Genomic DNA, 20,269 nt, shown 5'->3' with positions numbered 1-20,269 from the left:
GGGCATGGCGGCCGCCTGACGCTTGTGAAGGGGGCCCGACGCACATTCTCGCCGAGCTTGCCGCCGATCCGGGCGTTCTCCTTCCCTTCATCCTGATCGGCTTTGCCGCGCAGCTGATCGATGGCGCGCTCGGCATGGCCTATGGCACCATCAGCTCGACCCTGCTGGTCGGGCTCGGCGTGCCCCCCGCGGTGGCCAGCGCCGGGGTCCACACGGCCGAGACCTTCACTACCGGCGTCAGCGCGATCAGCCATATCGCGCATCGCAACGTCGACTGGCGGTTGTTCGGCCGGATCGTGGTTCCGGGAATGATCGGCGGCGTGCTCGGCGCCTATGTGCTCAGCAACATCCACGCCGATGCCGCGCGGCCGTTCGTGCTCGGCTACCTGTTGCTGCTTGGCTTCTACCTGTCGTGGCGCGGCTGGACCCACCGCCACGTCGTCAAGACGCCGCGGATCGTCGCCCCGCTCGGCCTGGTCGGCGGGTTCCTCGACGCCGCGGGCGGTGGCGGCTGGGGTCCGGTGGTCACCTCCAACCTGATGGTCCAGGGCGCCGAGCCGCGATTCACCATCGGCACGGTCAACACCGCCGAATTCTTCCTGACGACGACCGTCAGCCTGACCTTCCTCCTGACGCTCGGCTGGGAAGCCTTCACCACCGCCATCATCGGCCTGCTGATCGGCGGCATCGTCGCCGCCCCGATCGGCGCGGTGGTCGCAAAGCGGGTCGAAGCGGACAAGCTGCTGCTGCTGGTCGGGCTGGTCCTTACCGCCACCAGCGGATGGGGCCTCTACCGGCTGCTCACCGCCTGACAGGCTGTCCTACAGCCGGCGCTTGCGCTACGGTGCGCAGGCTAAAAAGCGGTCGGAAGCTGAATAAGTGGACGAAGTGAACGCCAAGGCATTTTCGCCTCGATTGGCCTTTCCGGGCCTGAGCGCGTAAAGGGCGCGCCATGCATTTCCTTGATCAGGCCAAGATCTTCGTCCGTTCGGGCGCGGGTGGCCCCGGCGCGGTCTCGTTCCGCCGCGAAAAGTTCGTTGAATATGGCGGCCCCGATGGCGGCAATGGCGGCAAGGGCGGCGACATCGTGTTCGAAGCCGTCCACGGCCTCAATACGCTGATCGATTTCCGCTACACCCAGCACTTCAGGGCGCCCCGCGGCAAGGGCGGCGCCGGCTCCAACCGCTTCGGCGCCTATGGCGACGACCTCGTCATCAAGGTTCCGGTCGGAACGCAGATCCTTGCCGACGACGAGGAGCGCACCCTGCTCGCCGACCTCACCACCGAGGGCGAGCGGCTGGTCTTCCTCAAGGGCGGCGACGGCGGCCGCGGCAACGCGACCTACAAGAGCTCGACCAACCGCGCCCCGCGCCAGCACCAGAAGGGCTGGCCGGGCGAGGAAATGTATGTCTGGCTGCGGCTGAAGCTGCTCGCCGACGTCGGCCTGGTCGGGCTTCCCAACGCCGGCAAGTCGACCTTCATCAATGCCGTCACCAACGCCGACGCCAAGGTCGGCGCCTACGCCTTCACCACGCTCCGCCCCCAGCTTGGCGTCGTCAGCCACCAGGGGCGTGAATTCGTGGTCGCCGACATCCCCGGCCTGATCGAGGGCGCCGCCGACGGGGCCGGGATCGGCGACCGCTTCCTCGGCCATATCGAGCGCACCCGCGTGCTCCTCCACCTGGTCGACTGCCAGGACGAGGATGTCGCCACCAGCTACCGGATCGTTCGCGACGAGCTCAACAACTACGGAGCAGGCCTCGAGGACAAGGCCGTGGTGCTGGCCCTAAACAAGGTCGACACCATCGACGCCGAACTGGTCGAAGCGCTGTCGGCCGAACTGGCCGAAGCGAGCGGACTTCCCGTCCTTGCCCTCTCCGCCGCCGCTCAGCAGGGCCTCGGCCCGGTTCTCGACGCGCTGGGCAAGCATCTCGATGACGGTGCCGGCTTGCCGGACGAGGATGCGTCGGCCGAGGACGCCGAGGCGGAACGGAGCTGGTCGCCCCTGTGAGGCTCGCGATCACCGGTGCCACCGGCTTTGTCGGCAGTCGCCTGCTGAGGCACGCGGTCGAACAGGGCCATGACGTCGTCGCCCTCACCCGCAGCTCCCGCAGTGAAAAGCAGGGCGTTACCTGGGTTCAGGGCGCGCTCGACAATCGGCAGGCGCTGCAGCGGCTGGTCGAAGGCGCGGACGCGGTGATCCATGTCGCCGGGGTCATCAATGCTCCCGATGCGGCGGGGTTCGATGCCGGCAACGTCACCGGCACCCTCGCCGTGCTTGCCGCCGCCACCGCCAGCGGCGTCCACCGCTTCGTCCACGTCTCCAGCCTTGCCGCGCGCGAGCCCAAGCTGTCGCTCTATGGTGCGAGCAAGGCCCGCAGCGAGGAACTGGTGCAGCGCAGCGGCCTCGACTGGGCCATCGTCCGTCCGCCCGCCGTCTACGGTCCGGGCGACCGCGAGACGCTCGACCTGTTCAAGGCGGCGCGGCTGGGGGTCGTGCCCTTGCCGCCCAAGGGCCGCCTCAGCCTGATCCATGTCGACGATCTTTCGCGGCTGCTGCTGGCGCTGGCCGCCGAGGATGCGCCGACGCAACTGCTGGTCGAGCCCGACGATGCCCGTGAAGGCGGCTGGACCCACCGCGAATTCGCCGCCGCACTGGCCGCGGCCCAAGAACGCCGCGCGCTCTCGGTCCCGATTCCCGCCGGCTTGATCAGGCTGGGCGCCAGCATCGATGGCCTCCTGCGCCGAGGCAAGGCCAAGCTGACCCCCGACCGCGCGGCCTATTTCTGTCATCCGGACTGGACGGTCGATCCGGCCAGGCGCCCGCCCGAGACCCTATGGAAGGCGGAGATCCCGACCCTTCCCGGCCTTGCCGACACCGCCCGCTGGTACCAGCGGCACGGCTGGCTCTAGCCCTTGGCCTTGTAGCCCGCGACCGCGCCCAGGATGAAGCAGGTCAGCAGGGCCACGCTCACCTTCCCGCTTGGATCGGACCAGCCGAAGTAGGTCGGGCCCACCAGGAAAAGGCCGAGGAAGATGGCGGTTGCCAGATAGGACATGAAGTCGGCCTCCCGAGTCTGGGGCAGTTCGTTACAGGACTGCCGCAGTCTCCCCTGCAATGCTTGCTAGACTCTTATCCCTTGTCCATAGGCGCCTTGTCAAAGCACCCTTTTTGAGCAGCGGAGTGAGGGCATGAAGGCGCGGGTTCTGGTCACGTTGAAGCCGGGCGTCCTCGATCCGCAGGGCAAGGCCATCCACCACGCGCTCGAAGGGCTCGGTTTTGCGGGCGTCAACGACGTTCGCGCGGGCAAGCTGATCGAACTCGACCTCGCCGATGGGACCGAAGATTCGGCGATCGAGGAGATGTGTCGCAAGCTCCTCACCAACACCGTGATCGAGAATTTCAAGATCGAGCGGCTCGGCTGATGCGCAGCGCGGTCCTGGTCTTTCCCGGCTCCAATTGCGACCGGGATCTTGCCGTGGCGCTGGAACGGGCGACCGGCCGCAAGCCCGACATGGTCTGGCACCGCGATACCGCTTTGCCCGAGGGGCTGGACCTGATCGCGGTTCCCGGCGGCTTCTCCTACGGCGATTATCTCCGCTCCGGCGCCATGGCTGCCCGCTCACCGATTATGCAGGCGGTGGTCGAGGAAGCCGGCAAGGGCCGCCCCGTGCTGGGCATCTGCAACGGCTTCCAGGTCCTGACCGAGGCCGGGCTGCTGCCGGGCGCGCTGATGCGCAACGCCAACCTTACCTTCGTCTGCAAGGATGCGGCGCTGACCGTCGCCAACAACCAGACCATCTTCACCAACGCCTATGACGCCGGCGAGGCGATCGCCATTCCGGTCGCTCACCACGACGGCAATTTCCAGGCCGATGCGGAAACGCTCGCCCGGATCGAGGGCGAAGGCCGGGTCACCTTCCGCTACGCCTGCACCGTCAACGGTTCGGCCAACGATATCGCGGGCCTGGTCAACGAAGCCGGGAACGTGCTCGGCATGATGCCGCACCCCGAACGGGCGGCGGAGCCGGCGCACGGCAACCAGGATGGCCGGCGCCTGTTCGAAAGCCTGCTCGGCGCGCTCAGCCCAGCCTAGCGCTGCTGGTCGCGCGGGGTGACGTCGCGGCAGCCGGAGACCGCGGGCGGCATGGCACACAGGTAGATGCGGTCGGGCCCGGGTTCGTCGATCACGATCGTTCGCCGTTCCAGCGTCATCGGGTCGGTCAGGATCACGATCTTGGCAGCTTGGGCCGGCACCGCGGTTAATATTGCCGCGGCCGCCACGAAGCTCGGAAATACGCGCATAAACACCCCTGTCTTGCGTGGTTAATACGCCTGCCGGGCAGTGAATGAAAGATGAATGCTTGAGCCCGGAGCCACTCCGCCCTAGCGACGTCGGCACGCGCCCGTAGCTCAGCTGGATAGAGCACGTGCCTTCTAAGCTCGTGGTCGCAGGTTCGAGTCCTGCCGGGCGCGCCACTTGCGGCCGCGCGGCGCCAGGCAGCGCCGCCAGATCGGGAAAGATGGTTCATGGAAAAACCCCGGACGGCCTCGCCCTGGCCGAGCCACGTGATCGAAACCGGCGACTGGCAGGGTTGGACGCAGTTCACCGCCGATCCGTTCGAGGAGCATGCCGGTCCCTTCTTCTTCCGCCGCGCGGACGACGGATCGATCACCTGCGCGATGAAGGTCGAGACCAAGCATTTGAACGGCGGCCAGTTCATCCACGGCGGCGCGCTGATGACCTTTGCCGATTATTGCCTGTTCGGGATCGCGCAGGATGAGCTTCACGCCGGCCCGGCCGTCACCGCCACCTTCAATGGCGAATTCGTCGCGTCGGTCCCTGCCGGCGCGGTGATCGTCGGCACCGGCGAGGTCATCCGCGCCACGCGTCACCTGATTTTCGTACGCGGGCTGATGCGCAGCGACGGCGCGCCCATCTTCGCCTTCTCGGGCACCTTGAAGAGGATCCGGGCGACCGCCCCCGACCGCCACTGACGCGGCAATTCTAACGCTCTTGCATTATCGAACTTACTGGACGATGCTGAAGCCGTCGAACAGTCTGCAGCTGCACCTGGCGCGATAATGGAGGGGAGCCCATGAGAACCGTTTATGCAACCTCGCTGATGGCGTTGGCCGCGGCGTTGAGCCAACCTGCCGCGGCCCAGACCGCAGGCACTGCGACCACGCCGGCCGGCGACCCGGCAGAGGCGGCGCAGGCGACGACCACCAGCACCGCGCCGCCACCGGCCGCCGCCGTGGAGTCGTCCGGACCGCAGGTTTCCGACATCATCGTCACCGCGCAGCGCCGCAATACGCGCCTGCAGGATACGTCGGCCGCGATTAGCGCCTTTGGCGGCGCTTCGCTCGAAGAGGATCGCGTTCTCAGCTTCGAGGATCTGGCCGGCCAGGCAACGTCCCTGTCGTTCACCGCGCTGACGCCGCTCGACCAGGAATTCAACGTCCGCGGTATCACCAACACGCGCCTCGATTCGCCGACCGCCGACCAGTCGGTCGGTATCTTCATCGATGACGTCTATGTCGGTCGTTCGGGCCTGTTCAACTTCGACCTCTACGACATCGACCGGGTCGAGGTGATCCGCGGACCGCAGGGCGTGCTGCTTGGCCGCAACGTCGTCGGCGGCGCGGTCAGCATCTACAGCGCCGCGCCCAAGTCGGTCTTCGGCGGAAGCATGACCGCCGGCTACGGCGCCTACAACGAGAAGCTGGTGAAGGGCCATCTCACCGGTCCGCTGAGCGAGGGCCTGAACGGCCGCTTCGCCTTCCAGGTGCGCCAGCGCGACGGCTTCAACCAGGACATCGCCCACGACGTCGACCTTGACAATGTCGACAGCATCCAGATGCGCGGCCAGGTCGAATATCGCCCCGCCGGAAGCAGCTTTTCGGCCCGCCTGATCGGTGACTACACCCGCGACAAGGCGAACGGCTTCCACTCGGTGGTGGTCGACGGCCCCGCCGCCGGCGCCGGCCCGTGGAGCCAGGCGCGCGCCCGCGTCGCCGCCATCCGCGGCGGCCTGTCGGTCCGCGAAAGCCTGCCCGACTGGAATACCTACAAGGGCGACGCCTATCCCAGCCCGCAGGCGCTGAGCCGCAAGGCCTGGGGCTTGACCCTCAACCTCCAGCAGGAGTTCGAGAATTTTGCGACGCTGACCTCGATCACCGGCTACCGCCAGGGCAACGGGTTCAATCGCTACGACCAGACCGGCATCGGGCCGAGCAACGCCTACGGCATCTCGATCCCGCTGTTGTTCCGCTCGCCGGTCCGCGAACTGGAGCGGATCAGGCAGTTCACGCAGGAAATCCGCCTCGTCTCGCCAAAGGTCACCGACCATGGCTTCGACTGGATCGTCGGCGTCTATGGCCAGCGCGACCGGGTGCGCAAGAACGACACCATCAGCTTCGAAATCCTGACTCCGCCGCTGCCGACCCTCAATGGTGAATCGGCGTGGGACAACCGCGGCCGCAACCAGTCCTACGCGGTGTTCGGCCAGATCGGCTATCGCTTCACCCCGCAGCTTCGCGTGGTCGGCGGCCTTCGCTATTCGCACGACAAGAAGAGCGGCCGGGTCAGCGGCCTCGCGGTCGAGACGGGCGACAAGTTCAACCCCAACGACATCACCCCGGCCTCGCCGCTGTCGTCGACCTATCGCGAGGGCGGCGGATACACGACCGATTATTCGGACAAGTGGAGCCAGCTCACCCCGCAGGTCACCGCCGAATTCAAGGCTACCCGCAACGTCCTCGTCTACGGCACCTTCTCGACCGGTTATAAGGGCGGCGGGTTCGAGGACGATCCCGCGAACGATGTCGCCGCGCGCACCAGCTACGACCCCGAAAAGGTCGAAAGCTACGAAGTCGGCGCCAAGCTCGACCTGTTCAATCGCCGCGCGCGGCTGAACATCGCGGCCTTCTCGATGCGCTACAAGAACCTGCAGGTCACCCAGACCTCGCAGATCTGTCTGTGCAACATCACCGACAATGCCGCCGACGCGAAGATCAAGGGCATCGAGGCGGAAGCCACCGTGGCGCTGTTCCGCGGCCTCAGCCTCAACGGCGGGCTGACGCTGCTCGATACCAAGTACATCAAGTTCACCGACTCAGTCGGTAACAAGAATGACGGCAAGTTCCTGCAGCGCACGCCGCGCTACCAGTACAACCTCGGTGCCAGTTACACGACCGACGTCGGCAACTGGAAGAACGGCTTCTCGGCGAACATCAATTACAGCCGTCAGGGCAAGCTCAGCTGGAACCCCGAAGGCAGCGCCAACGAGCCTGGCTACGGCCTGCTCGACGCGCGTGTGTCGGTCAGCCCCAACCCCGACCTCACCTTCTCGGTGTGGGGCCGCAACCTGACCGACAAGCTCTACCGCGTGAACGCCATTGCCTTCTTCGGCGACGAAGCTTCGCGCCTGGGTGCCCCGCGCACCTACGGAGCGGAGATCGCCGTCAAGTTCTGAAGCTTCGTCAACCCAAACAGAAAGGGCTCCGGTCGGGTTCGACCGGAGCCCTTCTCTTTTGGGGCCGTGAAAGGCCTTCGTCAGTCGCGCGAGTAGCTGAGGTCATCGGGTGCCTTGCGGCCCATGGTCATGTTCTTGTGGCTGGTGTCGAACAGCCCCATGCACCAGCCTTCGGACGAGGGCTGGTCGCGGTTCCAGTCGAAGATCGCGCGGCGGTGCGCGATCCGCCATTCGCCGCCGCGCCGCTCGAACCGGTCGAAGCTTCGCGCGCCGGTCAGCGTGTCCCAAGGCTCGCCGTCTTTAGGGAAGCGGGCGAAGGTCAGGATGTAGCTTTCGACGAAGGCCCTGTCCTCGCCGTCGAAGTCGATGTGCATATTGCCGACGAAATGCTGCATCGTCGTGCCATTCGCCTTCATCCGCTGCGCCGCGCCCTTCAGATAAGGCACTGCCGGCCCTTCGTACGCGGGGCCGTGCACTTCGATCGCATCGTCCCAATAGCAGCTCAGCAACAAGGTCTCGTCGCCGCGGTCGATGCCGCGGGCATAGCGCATCATGACGTCGTGGATGTCCTGCCGGGCAAGCATGGTTTCAACCGTGTTGATATGCGCCATCACTTCCTCCCGCGGCCGAGCGAGGCGGCCATCGACGTCTTCAGCGTGTGCGGGTCGCGCGCCAGGAACGCGCGAACCGACACCGCGTGTGGATCGGTGTCATGCTCGTCGATGTTGTGGGTGACGGCGGTCAGCCCGGCCTTGCCGATCGCGCGTGGCGAGGATTTTTCCTGCCAGGTCACGTGGCTTGCCATGCGGGTGTCGACCGAGCCCACGATCAGGGCGTGGACGGTGATGTTCATCGGCGCCAGTTCGGCGCGCAGGCAGTCGCTCGCCGCGCGCATCGCGAACTTGGACGGGCTGTAGCCCCCCATGTTCGGCACCGCGACGATCCCGCCAGCCGACAGAACGTTCACCACCGCGCCGCCGCCATTCTTCTCGATGATCGGGGCAAAGGCGCGGATCATCGCTACGGGGCCGAGATAGTTGGTCTCGATCTCCTGCCGCATCGCGCGGTCGTCCTCGGCGCTCAGCAGCGTGACGTTGTTGAACGCCCCGGCATTGTTGACCAGCAGGGTGAGGTCGGTCGCGGTCGCGGCGGCCCTCGCCACCTCTTCCGGCTTGGTCACGTCGAGCTGCATCGCCACCAGCCGGGGGTCGGCCTTGGCAGCTTCCTCGGCATCGGACAGCTGCCGTGCCGCGACATAGACCTTGGCAGCCCCCGCTTCGAGCAGTTCAGCCACGAACCCCTCGCCGATGCCGCGATTGCCGCCTGTCACCAGCGCGACGCACCCTTCGATCTTCATGCCTTCGGTTCCTCCTCACTCATCACCCGCGCGTAGAAATCGGCGAACGCCGCTTCCCCGCCGGCAAAACCCGTTCCGTGTTCGAATCCCGCCAGCGCGTCGGCCTGCTCGCGCAGCACCCCGACGGGTGCCACCGGGCCCTCGAGCGCGCGGGCCGGCCGCACATGGCTTGCACCGGCGACCCAGATGTCCCCGGTCCGGGTCCATTCCGGACTGCACAGCGCGGCCAGCGCCGTGGCAGCATTTGCGGGCGACAGGCGGTCGTCGGGCACCCGGTCGGGCCGGGCGGTCATGTTGGTCGCCGCATAAGGCGTGATCACATTGACCAGGATGGCGGTTCGGCGAAGTTCGTCGGCAAGGCTCAGCGCCCAGCCGTTCACCGCGCCCTTGGAGGCGGCATAAGCGGCACGTCCGCGCACGCCGTGAAGCCCGCCGGTTGAGGAAACGAATACGATCCGTCCGGCCGGGCTTTGGCGAAGCGCGGGCAGCGCCGCTTCGACCAGCGCGACATTGGCGAAGAAGTTGATCGCCATGACCTCGGCAAGCGCGGTGTCGCCCTCCCCGACCTTAATCGCGGGACCGCTGATCCCGGCATTGAGGACGAGGGTGTCGAGCCGCCCGAAGGCGTCCAGCGCCGAAGCGACGATGGCCTTCGCAGCCCCGTCGCAATCGACCGCACTTCCCTCGGCGATGGCGGTGCCGCCCGCCGCCCTGATCCGCTCGACCACCGCCAGCGCGCTGTGCGGCCGGTCGGGGTGGACCCGGTTGTTGACGACGACCCGGTGACTTTCCCCGAGCGCCTCCGCAAAGGCGGCGCCAAGGCCATTACCCGCTCCGGTGACGACGGCGACGCGGCCGCTGTGATGTTCAGCCATGCCCCATGGCGTAACACGTCAGTATGATAATGAAAGTATTATCTGGCGTCCCGCGGATGCTCGATCACCGCATAGTCGACCTCGTCGGGCTTAAGCGGCTGGCGGCATTCCGAACAGACCACCTTGGGATCGAGCGGCTTCCCGCAGACCTTGTGCGTCAGCAGCAACGGCGGCCCCTCGGGCGAGACATAATATTGGTCGCCCCACCGCAGCAGCATCAGCAGCACCGGGAAATATTCGACGCCCTTGCGGGTCACCCGATATTCGTTGCGCCCGGGCGAGGCGGGGTCGGGCCGCTGGCGGATGACCCCGACCGATTGCAGCCACTGCAGCCGCTCGGTCAGGATGTTGGTCGCCATGGCGGTGTCCATGCGGATATCCTCGAACCGGGTGATCCCGGTGAAGATCGAACGCATGATGAGGCTCGCCCAGCGGTCGCCCATCAGCTGCGCCGCCTGGTCGAGGAGCGAGGTCGCGCCCGCGCTCGATCCGCGTTGCTGGCGGCGCCGGCTGTAGAGCGGCGCCATCAGCCCGACGCCGGGGCCTTCCGCCCATTCGACCTCGGTCGCATCGATCGTCTCTCCGCAGCTGCCGCACGCGGGCTCGGGCGCGAATTCCTTGCCGCAGCTCTTGTGGGTCAGGACGACGCTGATCTTGTTGCGCGTCTCGCCGCACTTCTGCTCCCAGCGGAGCATCATTAGCGACGTCCAGTAAACGTCGCGCCCCTTGGGGGTCATCACATAAGCGTAGCGCGGCGGCCGCTCGCAATAGAGCTGCCGCTCCATCAGCCCTGCCGCGACCAGCCGCTTCAGCCGATCCGACAACAAAGCGTTGAGGAGCCCCGTACGGCTGCGCAATTCGTCATATTTCCGTGCGCCAAGCCAGCTTGCCTCGAGGATCAGCAGGATCGGGGTGTCGCCAACGACTTCGAGGGCGCGCCAGACGGAACAGGTTCGGATCAGGGTCGGGGCGTTCATTGGCTGATGCCTATAGCCGCCTCACAGCTCTGCGGTCGAGCGGGCGGCGTGCCGCGCGGCGACGAAGAAAAGCGCGGCCCCGACCGCATATCCGGCCGGTGCCACGATCGCCATCGCATAGCGGATCCCGTCCCCGCCCGGGAACAGCGCGTCGCCCAGCGCCGCCGTGACGCTTGGCCCGAAGCCGATCCCGACCAGGTTGATGATGAAGACATAAAGGGCGGCAATCGTCGCGCGCATTCCGCCGGGCGACAGTTGCTGGAGCACCGAAGGCGCGGCGCTGACCACTCCCGCCGCCGCCGAGAAGAACGCGATGAACAGCGCGGCCATCAGCCACAGCGAATCGACCAGCGGGAAGGCGGCTGCGGCGAGCACCGCGACCGACACCGACCAGCCGCAAAAGCGCATCCGCGACGCCGGCGTGCCACCGCTCAGCCGGTCCATCAGCGCGCCGAACCCGATCATCCCGATCAGCCCGCCGGCGATCAGCATCGCGCCCGACAGGAAGCCTGCATTGGCCAGCGCGAGCCGGCCGCCGCGCACCAGCATCGCCGGCAGCCAGTTGACCGTGCCGAGCACCGACAGGTTCACCGCCGCGACGCCGAGGAAGACGGACCAGAAGAAGCCCGCGTTGCGACCAAGGTGCTCGCGCACGTCGCGCACGCTGGAGGCCGGCGCGCGGCCGCCCGCGGCGTGACTGGGATCGCGAATCATCAGGAACAGGAGCGAGATCAGGAAGCCCGGCAGCCCGGCCACGATGAAGGCGAACTGCCACGGCCGGACCTCACCGATCAGCGGCATGGTGACGCTGTCGGCGCCCGCGACCAGCGACACCACCGCGCCGCCGATCATGAAGGCAAGGCCCGCGCCGATCGCCGACCCGAGGCCGAAGATGCCCATGGCGAGGCCCAGGCGGCGGCGGTCGAAGCTGTCGGAAATCATCGAATAGGCCGCGGGCGATAGCACCGCTTCGCCGACCCCGACTCCCATCCGCGCCACGAACAGCCCGCCGAAGCTGGTCGCGAACCCGCACGCCACCGTCATCGCGCTCCACACCGCGATCCCCGCCGAGACGGCGCGCGGACGATGGACCCGGTCGATGAGCCGCCCCAGCGGGATCGCCGCGATCGTGAAGAACAGGGCGAAGGCCAACCCCTGCAGCAGGCTGATCTGCGTATCGCTGATCTTGAGGTCGGCCTTGATGCTGTCGACCAGCAGGCCGATGATCATCCGGTCGACGAAGGAAACGATGTAGGCGAGGAACAACGCCGCAAGCAGCAGCCACGCGCCCAGCGTGTTGCGCTGGGCGGTGGCGGCGGGCGGATCGGGGCTGAGCATCGCTTGGCCGTCCCGCCTAGAAGTCTTCGCCGACCCCCATCGCCTCGAGCAATTCCTTGCGGTCGTAATATTCGCGCCATTCGGCGACCTTGCCGTCGCGGATCTCGAGCACGCCGACTACCGGCACCTTGCCGCTGTGGCCCTTGAAGGTGAAATTGTCGGTTCGCTCGATGAAGACGGTATTGCCCTTCACCGCGATATTGCGCGGCTCGATCTTCATGTAGCTTGCATTGTCGACGAGGAATTTCATCCGCGGGCGGATGTTCTCGCGGCCCTTGATCGGGTCGATCATCATCGAATGAAGCACCCCGTCCTCGGTGAACATGTCGGCGATCTTGTCGCCGTCGCGATCGTCCCATGCCTTGATCATCTGCATCACGACTTCAACGGGATCCTGGCTCATGCGGCTCTCCTTGGCTGGGCTCGCTTTGGGGGCGGCAACCGCCGCCTGGGGCAGGCAAACTGCCGCCAGCAACAGGAGGGTATCCTTCGCCAACGTGCTCATGCATGCCTCCTCGATATTATTATGAAAGTCAGACTGTCCTTTGGTGCTGGCTACGTCAAGCAGCTTGATCGCAAACTTGCGCAATCGAACGGACTACCGTAATCTGCGGGCGATCCCAGTTGCTTGGAAATTGCGCCATGAACGTCGAGAAACTCGCCCCCGTCCGCTCGTCGCTCCAGCCGAGCAATCATCCCTATCTGAACGGCCCGTGGACCCCGCTCCACGAAGAAGTGAACGCGACCGATCTCGAGGTGATCGAGGGCGCGATCCCCGACGACATCGACGGGATCTACCTGCGCAATACCGAGAATCAGCTCCACCAGCCGCTCGGCCGCCACCACCCGTTCGACGGTGACGGCATGATCCACCAGATCAGCTTTTCGAACGGCAAGGCCACCTATCGCAACCGCTTCATCCGCACCCGTTGCTTCGAGGCCGAACAGATCGCCGGCGGCTCCTTGTGGGGCGGGCTGATGGACGGCCATGCGGTGTCGAAGCGCCCGGGCTTCGGCGCGCACGGCGGGCTCAAGGACAGCGCCTCGACCGACGTCATCGTCCATGCCGGAAAGGCGATCGCCACCTTCTACCAGTGCGGCGAAGGCTATATCCTCGATCCCGAGACGCTCGACCAGTCGGGGGTCGCCTCGTGGGTCCCGCTCGACGGCATTTCGGCCCATCCGAAGGTCGACGAGGAGACCGGCGAGCTGCTGTTCTTCAACTATTCGAAGTCGGCGCCCTACATGCATTATGGCGTGGTCGACGCGACCGGAAAGCTGGTTCACTACACCCCCGTGCCGCTGCCCGGGCCGCGTCTTCCCCACGACATGATCTTCTCGAAGAACTGGTCGATCCTCAACGACCTGCCGGTGTTCTGGGACCAGGAACTGATCGAGACCCGCGGGCTGCACGCCGTCCGGCTGCACAAGGGCATTCCCTCCCGCTTCGCACTGATCCCGCGCCACGGCGGCGCAGACGAGATCCGCTGGTTCGAAGCCGCGCCGACCTATGTGCTTCACTTCCTCAATGCCTATGAGGAAGGCGACGAGGTCATCGTCGACGGCTATTTCCAGGAAAACCCCACCCCCAAGCCACAGCCCGACGCCGGCCCGCATGGCCATCTGATGAGCTATCTCGACGGCCACGCGCTCAGCACCAAGCTCCACCGCTGGCGCTTCAACCTCGCCGACGGCACCACCCGCGAAGAGCGCCTCGACGACCGCACGGTCGAATTCGGCATGATCAACCAGAAATATGCCGGCAGGAAGTATCGCTACGCCTATTCGACCGTGGCCAAGCCCGGCTGGTTCCTGTTCGAAGGCTTCGTCAAGCACGACCTCGAAACCGGCGAGGCGATCGAGATCAAGCTCGAGCCCGGCCGCTACGGCTCCGAAGCCCCATTCGCCCCGCGCGTCGGCGCGGTCGACGAGGATGACGGCTATCTCGTCAGCTTCATCATCGACGAAAATCGCGGCACTAGCGAATGCATCCTGATCGACGCCAAGAAGTTCGCCGACGGTCCGGTCTGCCGCATCGCGCTTCCCCACAAGATGTCGAGCGGGACCCACGCCCACTGGGTCGACCGGGAAAGCCTGCGCAAGGCCCGCGCGGACGAGATCGCCCGCCTGCAGGCCGCGGGCTGATTGGCGGTCAGAGCCGCGCGAGCACCGCTTCGCGCAGCTCTGACCGAACCACTTTGTTCATCGCGTTGCGCGGCAGCCGGTCGAGCGTCACCAGCCGCTCGGGCAGCTTGAACACCGCCACCCCGCGCGCCTTCAGGAACGCGCTGACGTCGGCGACCGACAGTTCGGCGCCGTCCGCGGGCACGATCCCCACCGCCACCCGCTCTCCAAGGTCGGGGTCGGGAATGCCGACCGTCGCGGCCTCGCGGCTGCCGGGCAGGCCGGCCAGCAAGTCGTCGAGTTCGGCGGGCGAGATATTAACCCCGCCGCGCACGATGATCTCCTTCGACCTGCCGACGAAGCGGTAGAAGCGCCTGAGGTTGCCGTCGCCGGCGATCTCGAACTGGTCGCCGGTGCGGAACCAGCCCTGCTCGTCGAAGGCGGCGGCGGTCAGCTCGGGCGCCTGCCAGTAGCCGCCGAATAATGTCGCGCCTTTCAGTCGCAGCTCGCCCGGCCGCCCGGGCTCCTCGATCTCCTCGCCGGTTTCGAGATCGACCAGCCGGGTCCGCAGCGCCTCGTGGTTGAGCCCGCTCCAGCCATGCCCATCGACCCCGAAACGCGGGAAATAGCGCGACCGGTCGGTGGTGTCGGGGACGTCGACCGCGCTCGAATAAAGCGAAGCGCCTTCGTTCGACCCGAAGATGTTGCAGATCTCGATCCCGCGCGCCTGCCAGCCTTCGATCAGCCAGGGCGACAGCGGCGCCGAGCCCGAGCCGATCGCGCGGAGCGACCTAAGGTCGAACTTCTCCATCAGCGCCGGCTGCTTCAGCAGCGCGGTCAGCACCGCGGGCGGAGCGATGGTGTAGGTCACCTGCTCGGCCTCGATCTGCTGAAGGAAGATGCCGAGGTCGAACGGATGGTGCAGCACCAGCCGCGCGGGCAGCGTCAGCCACGGCATGACCAGCCCGCCGATCGATCCGATGTTCACCAGCGGAAACGGGTTGAGCAACGTATCGCCCGGCACCATCCCGGTCCCCTGCGCGACCACATGCGCGTTGAGGATCCAATGGTTGTGATCGCGCGGGACGCCCTTGGGCCGCGACTCGGTGCCCGACGTCCAGCAGATGGTCAACACTTCGCCGCCGACGGTCGGATGTTCGGCGACGTGGGCGGCGACGGTTGCCGGGTCGGCATCGGCCATCTCTTCCCTGAGGTCGCCGGTCCCGTCCCCGAACAGCGCCACCTCGAGCCCCAGTTCGCGCCCCTGCGCGGCATGATCGAACCCCGCGAAGGCCGGCACCGTGACGAACAGCCGCGGCTTGGTCTGCGCCGAGATGAAGGCCAGTTCGTGGACGCGATATTGCATCACCACCGGCGACACGATCAGGCCCAGCCGCGCGCAGGCGAGGAACAGCAGCACCGCATCGACCGTGTTGGGCAGCTGCGCCAGCACGATGTCGTCCTTGCTGAGGCCCCGCGCCAGCAGCGCCGCGGCCAGCCGCTCGACCCGGTCGGCGACCTCATTCCAGCTCAGCCGCTCGGGCACGCGTCCATCCAGCGCTGCGCGATTGAGGGGATCGACCAGCGCCAGCCCGTCACCTCCCTGCTCGACCGCCGAATGCAAGGCCGCGACGACATTGTCCCCGCTCCACCAACCCTTGTCCTCGAAGGCACGAATTCGCTCGGGGGGAGTGAGAAACATCGGTCCTCCAGATGCCTGACCCTGACGCTGAACGGGGCCTGCTTCCAACTTTCATAAATATACTGACACCGGCAGGCAAGTTGGCTACGCCAGACCTACAGACAGACGGGGCAAGACGACAAACGTGGCGACAATCGTGCAATGGGCAACGGGGTCGATGGGACGGACGTCGATCCGGCGGATCCTCGACGATCCCCGTCATCGCCTCGTCGGCGGCTTCGTCTACGGCGCGCGCAAGAACGGCAGCGACCTCGGCGAAATCGCCCGTCGCGATCCGATCGGGGTCGCGGCTACCAGCGACCGCCAGCAGATCCTCGACCTCGATGCCGACCTCGTCCTCCACATGCCGCGCATCACCCTCCCCTATGACGCGCTGGTCGACGATGTCGCCGCGCTGCTGCGGAGCGGAAAGAACGTCATCTCGGTCGCCGGCTTCCATTTCCCGCAGGCCCATGGCGAGGACTATGTCCGCCGCCTCCACGAGGCTGCGCTTGCCGGCGGCGTGACGCTGGCCGGGGTCGGCGTGAACCCCGGCCTCATCGTCGAACGCATCGCACTCGCCGCCACCGCGATGAGCCACGAGCTCGAGCGGCTGGCGGTGTTCGAAACGGTCGATGCCTCGGCAATGACCTCGCCCGAATTCGTGTTCGGGCTGATGGGCTTCAACAGCGATCCCGCAGCGGCCGACATCCGCTCGGGGCCGCTTGCCGACCTTTACGGCCAGCTCTTCTCCGAAGTGCTCCACTTCGCCGCGGCCGAGCTTGGCACCAGCGTGCGGGAAATCCGACCCGACCACCGCCTGACCCTCGCGCCCTCGCCCCTCATCATCGCCGCCGGGACGATCGAGACGGGCCGCGTCGCTGCCACCGAATGGCGCTGGTCGGCGCTGACCGAGGCCGGGCCCGAGATCTTGATGTCGATCCTGTGGACCGCCGATCCCTCGCTCCACGGCCCCGACAAGCTTGGTCACTGGAAGATCGAGATCAGCGGCCGCCCGACCATCTCGATGACCCTCGACATCACCGAGGCCGATCCCGCGATGCCGCCGTCGCGGGCGCTGACCGATGCCGTGGTGGCGGTCGCGATCCGCGCAATCCCGGACGTCATCGCCGCACCGCCGGGCTTCTTCGCCTACCGCCCGCCCGCCGCGTGGAGCGCCGCATGACCGTGCTGATCTTCGACGCCGTCCGCACCCCCCGCGGCAAGGCCCGGCCCGACGGCGGGCTCGCAAGCGAAACGCCGCATGGCCTTGTCGCGCATCTCGTCGACGCGCTCGAAAACCGCGGAAACGATCCGCGACGGGTCGACCAGCTGACGCTCGGCTGCGTCGGCCAGGTCGGCGCGCAGGGCGGCCACGTCGGCATGGTCGCCAAGCTTGCGAGCAGGCTTCCCGACAGCACCGTCACGCACACGATCAACAATTATTGCGCTTCCGGCCTCAGCGCGATCGGCCAGGCCGCTGCCGCGATCAGCGCCGGGCAGATCGACCGTGCGCTTGCCGGCGGGGTCGAAATGATGAGCCACGTGCCCTTCATGGCCGACCGCGCGAACTATTACGAAGCGACCGATTTCGAACCTCGCCTGCGCTACATTCCGGTCGCGCTTGCCGCCGACCTGCTGGCCGAAAAGGAAGGCATCACCCGCGCCGAACTGGATTCGGCCGCGCTGCGTTCGCAGTCGCTTGCCGCCGCGGCCGAAAGCAACGCCGCCTTCCAGCGGTCGCGGATCGCAGCCGGCAGCCTCGATCGCGACGAGGCGGTTCGGCCGACCACCAGCGACCGGCTCGCAGCGCTCCCGCCGGCGTTTGAATCGATGGCCGGCGCCTATGCCGGGCCGCTCGAAGCCCGCACGATCGACCACCGCCATACCGTCGCCCACGCCCCGCCGATGGCCGACGGCGCGGCGCTGGCCCTCGTCGGCCGCGAAGGCTCGGGCGCGCGGGCACGGATCCTCGGCTATGCCGAAGCGGGCGGCGATCCGCGCGACAGCCTGACCGCGGGTTTCGCCGCGCTCGACAAGGTGCTTGCCGCGACCGGCCTCGACCTTGCCGACGTCGGGCGGATCGAATTCATGGAAGCCTTCGCCGTGGTCATCGCGCGCTTCCTGCGCGAAGGCCGCATCGACGAAAGCCGCGTCAACGTCTCGGGCGGTCACCTCGCCAAGGGGCATCCGATGGGCGCCACCGGCGCGATCCTGCTGTCGACCTTGCTCGACGTCCTCGAAGCCGCCGACGAGACGATCGGCGTGGTGGTCGCGACCGGCGCGCAGGGCGTCGGCGCGGCGATGGTGGTCGAGCGGCTGGCATGACCCACCCCTTGCTCGCCCGCCTCCGCCTGCCGGTAGTCGCCGCGCCCATGTTCCTGGTCACCGGCCCGGAGATGGTGATCGCCGCCGCCCGCAGTGGCATCGTCGGCGCCTTTCCGACGCCCAATTGCCGCACCGCCGAGGAACTGGACCGCTGGATGGCGGAGATAGCCGCGGGGTGCGCCGATGCGCCCGGCCTGTGGGCCGCGAACCTCGTCACCCATTCGACCAACCCCCGCCTCGCCGACGATCTAGCGCTGGTCGCCAAGCACCAGCCCCCGATCGTCATCACCGCGCTCGGCAGTCCCGCCCCGGTGGTCGAGGCCGTCCATGCCTATGGCGGCATCGTGCTTGCCGATGTCGTCAGCGAAGCGCTCGGCCGCAAGGCCGCGGCGGCGGGCGCCGACGGGCTGGTCGCGGTCGCGGCGGGCGCCGGCGGCCATACTGGCAGCCTGTCGCCCTTCAGCTTCCTTGCCGTCCTGCGCAGCTTTTTCGACGGTATTGTCTGCCTTGGCGGCGGGATCGCCGATGGCGCTGCGGTGGCGGGAGCGGTCGCGGCCGGCGCCGACCTCGTCTACATGGGCACCCGCTTCCTCGCCGCCGAGGAAAGCCGCGCCAGCGAAGGCTACAAGGCGATGGTGATCGCTTCTTCGGCTACCGATCTCCTCGTCAGCCCGGCCGTCACCGGCACCGCCGCTTCCTGGCTCAAGCCGTCGCTGACCCAGGCCGGCTACGACATCGACCATCTCACCGGCCCCGCGAAGCGCGACTATTCGGCTCCGGCCGGCGCGCGCTGGCGCGATGTCTGGTCGGCCGGCCAAGGGCTCCACGCGGTGCAGGCGGTCGAGCCCGTCGCGCAGATCGTCGATCAACTCGAACGCGGCTGGAACGAGGGCCGCGCCCGCCTCCTCAGCACAGGAAGATCCGCATGACCGAACAGGAAATCGAAGCCTTCGCCGCCGACTTCGTCGATGCCGTCCAGCAGGGCGACGCCAACCGCATGCGTGCCTGCTACGCGCCGGGCGGGGTGATCTGGCACAATACCGATGGCCTCGAACAGTCGATCGACGACAATGTGAAGGTGCTGGAATGGTTCATCCGCACCCTTCCGGACCGTAAGTACACCGTGCTCCGCCGCGAGCCGCTCAAGGACGGGTTCGTCCAGCAGCATATCCTCTCCGCCACCCTGCCCGACGGCACGCCGTGGAAGATGGATGCCTGCGTCGTAGTCAGGATGAAGGACGGCAAGATCACCCGCCTCGACGAATATATCGACAGCGCGGCGGGCGCGAAGTTGAGGGCGTTCGGCCGCTAGGCGGCTGAGCGCTTCGGCGGCCACGGCACGAAGCCCGACGTCCGCGCCACGTAATCGGCATAGCCGGGCTTGGTCTTGGCCATCTTGCGCTCGACCGTCGGCGCGCCCGACCACTTCATCAGCGTCCAGGTCAGCAGCGCCGGGCCGATGAAGCTCCACACGCCCGGGCCCGTCTCCGCCGCGACCAGGTACATCCCCCACCACGCGCAGGCATCGCCGAAATAGTTGGGATGGCGGGTGTAGCGCCACAGGCCGCTCGTCATCACCTGGCCCTGGTTGGCCGGATCGCGCTTGAATCGCACCAGCTGCGCGTCGCCGATCGTCTCGAACGCGATCCCGAACAGGCTGACCGCCGCGCCGATCCAGGCCAGCGCTCCGAGCGGCGGCCCGCCGGCGACCTGGCCAAGCTGGACCGGCAGGCAGACGATGAACAGCAACGGTGCCTGCGTCGCGAACACCAGCAGCGCCGATGCCTTGGCAAAGCTCCACCCGCGCTGCGCCTCGGCCTTGCCGAGCAGCGCGACATAGCGGCGGTCGCTGCCATGATCGCGCCACCGCCACAGCATGTAGCTGCCGAGCCGAATGCCCCACAGCGCACATAGCCCAAGCAGCAGCAACTTGCGCTCGTGCAGCCCGTCGGTGAGGAGGAAGCTGCTCGCCGCCATGACCACCATGCCGAACGCCCAGAAGCTGTCGACCGGGGTCACGTCGCGGCCCTTCAGGCACAGCGCCCACAGCAGGACGAAGCACCCCACCAGGATGACGGCATTCGTCACCAGCAACGACAGAACCATATTC

The 20,269-nt window shown here is 67.2% G+C and carries 22 protein-coding genes and 1 tRNA gene; 13 read left to right on the top strand and 10 right to left on the bottom strand.

The genetic code is table 11. The features are described 5' to 3' along the window. Positions 1 to 44 precede the first annotated feature (44 nt). From ABD729_RS06525 to ABD729_RS06515, 3 genes are all read left to right on the top strand, one after another. A complete protein-coding gene (locus ABD729_RS06525) occupies positions 45 to 812 on the top strand; it encodes a sulfite exporter TauE/SafE family protein (protein WP_344709644.1) in 768 nt (255 codons plus the stop codon). 140 nt (positions 813 to 952) lie between these two features. Further along, the gene (gene obgE, locus ABD729_RS06520; RefSeq protein ID WP_344709347.1) at positions 953 to 2,011 is read left to right on the top strand and encodes a GTPase ObgE; all 1,059 of its coding nucleotides are present in this window, start codon (positions 953 to 955) and stop codon (positions 2,009 to 2,011) included. Next, entirely contained in the window at positions 2,008 to 2,913 is a 906-nt protein-coding gene (locus ABD729_RS06515; RefSeq protein WP_344709346.1) for an NAD-dependent epimerase/dehydratase family protein, read from the top strand. The genes obgE and ABD729_RS06515 overlap by 4 nt, the downstream gene beginning before the upstream one ends. On the opposite strand, the gene ABD729_RS06510 is transcribed toward ABD729_RS06515, so the two are convergent. Further along, positions 2,910 to 3,059, bottom strand: a complete 150-nt coding sequence (locus ABD729_RS06510; protein ID WP_344709345.1) for a hypothetical protein — start codon at positions 3,057 to 3,059, stop codon at positions 2,910 to 2,912. The genes ABD729_RS06515 and ABD729_RS06510 overlap by 4 nt on opposite strands. Before the next feature lie 133 nt (positions 3,060 to 3,192). On the opposite strand from ABD729_RS06510, the gene purS reads away from it, so the two are divergent. Next, complete coding sequence (gene purS, locus ABD729_RS06505; protein ID WP_344709344.1) at positions 3,193 to 3,426, top strand: phosphoribosylformylglycinamidine synthase subunit PurS; 234 nt, start codon at positions 3,193 to 3,195, stop codon at positions 3,424 to 3,426. Beyond that, positions 3,426 to 4,097 (top strand): phosphoribosylformylglycinamidine synthase subunit PurQ, encoded by a 672-nt coding sequence (gene purQ / locus ABD729_RS06500; protein WP_344709343.1) that lies wholly within the window; start codon positions 3,426 to 3,428, stop codon positions 4,095 to 4,097. The genes purS and purQ overlap by 1 nt, the downstream gene beginning before the upstream one ends. On the opposite strand, the gene ABD729_RS06495 is transcribed toward purQ, so the two are convergent. Continuing rightward, on the bottom strand, positions 4,094 to 4,306 hold the full coding sequence (locus ABD729_RS06495; RefSeq protein WP_344709342.1) for a hypothetical protein: 213 nt from the start codon (positions 4,304 to 4,306) through the stop codon (positions 4,094 to 4,096). The two genes, purQ and ABD729_RS06495, sit on opposite strands and share 4 nt — an antisense overlap. 97 nt (positions 4,307 to 4,403) lie before the next feature. Between ABD729_RS06495 and ABD729_RS06490 the strand changes: the two genes are divergently transcribed. From ABD729_RS06490 to ABD729_RS06480, 3 genes are all read left to right on the top strand, one after another. Next, a tRNA-Arg gene (locus ABD729_RS06490) sits at positions 4,404 to 4,480 on the top strand. A gap of 51 nt (positions 4,481 to 4,531) precedes the next feature. Further along, the gene (locus ABD729_RS06485; RefSeq protein WP_344709341.1) at positions 4,532 to 4,999 is read left to right on the top strand and encodes a PaaI family thioesterase; all 468 of its coding nucleotides are present in this window, start codon (positions 4,532 to 4,534) and stop codon (positions 4,997 to 4,999) included. 101 nt (positions 5,000 to 5,100) lie between these two features. Continuing rightward, positions 5,101 to 7,479 (top strand): TonB-dependent receptor, encoded by a 2,379-nt coding sequence (locus tag ABD729_RS06480; protein WP_344709340.1) that lies wholly within the window; start codon positions 5,101 to 5,103, stop codon positions 7,477 to 7,479. An 80-nt stretch (positions 7,480 to 7,559) separates the two neighbouring features. Here ABD729_RS06480 and ABD729_RS06475 read toward each other — a convergent pair whose 3' ends face one another. Genes ABD729_RS06475 through ABD729_RS06450 form a run of 6 tightly spaced genes read right to left on the bottom strand, consistent with a single transcriptional unit; the run spans position 7,560 to position 12,531 of the window. Continuing rightward, positions 7,560 to 8,090 carry a nuclear transport factor 2 family protein gene (locus ABD729_RS06475; RefSeq protein ID WP_344709339.1) on the bottom strand — a complete coding sequence of 177 codons (531 nt, stop codon included), beginning with the start codon at positions 8,088 to 8,090 and terminating at the stop codon, positions 7,560 to 7,562. Next, positions 8,090 to 8,836, bottom strand: a complete 747-nt coding sequence (locus ABD729_RS06470) for an SDR family oxidoreductase (RefSeq protein ID WP_344709338.1) — start codon at positions 8,834 to 8,836, stop codon at positions 8,090 to 8,092. Before ABD729_RS06470 ends, ABD729_RS06475 begins: the two co-directional genes overlap by 1 nt. Next, positions 8,833 to 9,711 carry an SDR family NAD(P)-dependent oxidoreductase gene (locus tag ABD729_RS06465; protein WP_344709337.1) on the bottom strand — a complete coding sequence of 293 codons (879 nt, stop codon included), beginning with the start codon at positions 9,709 to 9,711 and terminating at the stop codon, positions 8,833 to 8,835. The genes ABD729_RS06470 and ABD729_RS06465 overlap by 4 nt, the downstream gene beginning before the upstream one ends. 38 nt (positions 9,712 to 9,749) lie before the next feature. Then, entirely contained in the window at positions 9,750 to 10,688 is a 939-nt protein-coding gene (locus tag ABD729_RS06460; protein WP_344709335.1) for a winged helix-turn-helix transcriptional regulator, read from the bottom strand. Positions 10,689 to 10,709: 21 nt separating this feature from the next. Beyond that, positions 10,710 to 12,026, bottom strand: coding sequence for an MFS transporter (locus ABD729_RS06455; protein ID WP_344709334.1), 1,317 nt, complete (start codon positions 12,024 to 12,026; stop codon positions 10,710 to 10,712). 16 nt (positions 12,027 to 12,042) lie between these two features. After that, entirely contained in the window at positions 12,043 to 12,531 is a 489-nt protein-coding gene (locus ABD729_RS06450; RefSeq protein WP_344709333.1) for an SgcJ/EcaC family oxidoreductase, read from the bottom strand. Between the two features lie 137 nt (positions 12,532 to 12,668). Between ABD729_RS06450 and ABD729_RS06445 the strand changes: the two genes are divergently transcribed. Next, positions 12,669 to 14,171: a carotenoid oxygenase family protein gene (locus ABD729_RS06445; RefSeq protein ID WP_344709332.1), complete on the top strand. Its 1,503-nt coding sequence runs from the start codon at positions 12,669 to 12,671 to the stop codon at positions 14,169 to 14,171. A 7-nt stretch (positions 14,172 to 14,178) separates the two neighbouring features. Here ABD729_RS06445 and ABD729_RS06440 read toward each other — a convergent pair whose 3' ends face one another. Continuing rightward, positions 14,179 to 15,852, bottom strand: a complete 1,674-nt coding sequence (locus tag ABD729_RS06440; protein WP_344709331.1) for a class I adenylate-forming enzyme family protein — start codon at positions 15,850 to 15,852, stop codon at positions 14,179 to 14,181. 124 nt (positions 15,853 to 15,976) lie between these two features. Here ABD729_RS06440 and ABD729_RS06435 point away from each other — a divergent pair, with 124 nt between their 5' ends. The 4 genes from ABD729_RS06435 to ABD729_RS06420 are packed head-to-tail and all read left to right on the top strand — an operon-like array spanning position 15,977 to position 19,471. Beyond that, positions 15,977 to 17,017: an NAD(P)H-dependent amine dehydrogenase family protein gene (locus ABD729_RS06435; protein ID WP_344709329.1), complete on the top strand. Its 1,041-nt coding sequence runs from the start codon at positions 15,977 to 15,979 to the stop codon at positions 17,015 to 17,017. Continuing rightward, the gene (locus ABD729_RS06430; RefSeq protein WP_344709328.1) at positions 17,014 to 18,159 is read left to right on the top strand and encodes an acetyl-CoA C-acyltransferase; all 1,146 of its coding nucleotides are present in this window, start codon (positions 17,014 to 17,016) and stop codon (positions 18,157 to 18,159) included. The genes ABD729_RS06435 and ABD729_RS06430 overlap by 4 nt, the downstream gene beginning before the upstream one ends. Next, complete coding sequence (locus ABD729_RS06425; RefSeq protein WP_344709326.1) at positions 18,156 to 19,088, top strand: NAD(P)H-dependent flavin oxidoreductase; 933 nt, start codon at positions 18,156 to 18,158, stop codon at positions 19,086 to 19,088. The genes ABD729_RS06430 and ABD729_RS06425 overlap by 4 nt, the downstream gene beginning before the upstream one ends. Continuing rightward, on the top strand, positions 19,085 to 19,471 hold the full coding sequence (locus tag ABD729_RS06420) for a nuclear transport factor 2 family protein (protein WP_344709325.1): 387 nt from the start codon (positions 19,085 to 19,087) through the stop codon (positions 19,469 to 19,471). Before ABD729_RS06425 ends, ABD729_RS06420 begins: the two co-directional genes overlap by 4 nt. On the opposite strand, the gene ABD729_RS06415 is transcribed toward ABD729_RS06420, so the two are convergent. Further along, the gene (locus ABD729_RS06415) at positions 19,468 to 20,265 is read right to left on the bottom strand and encodes a DUF1295 domain-containing protein (protein ID WP_344709324.1); all 798 of its coding nucleotides are present in this window, start codon (positions 20,263 to 20,265) and stop codon (positions 19,468 to 19,470) included. The genes ABD729_RS06420 and ABD729_RS06415 overlap by 4 nt on opposite strands. Between the last annotated feature and the right edge of the window lie 4 nt (positions 20,266 to 20,269).

The organism is Sphingomonas humi (assembly GCF_039536725.1).
Taxonomy (GTDB): Bacteria; Pseudomonadota; Alphaproteobacteria; order Sphingomonadales; family Sphingomonadaceae; genus Sphingomicrobium; species Sphingomicrobium humi.
The sequence above is the reverse complement of the archived record's forward strand: the minus strand, read 5'-3'. Positions and strand labels throughout refer to the sequence as shown.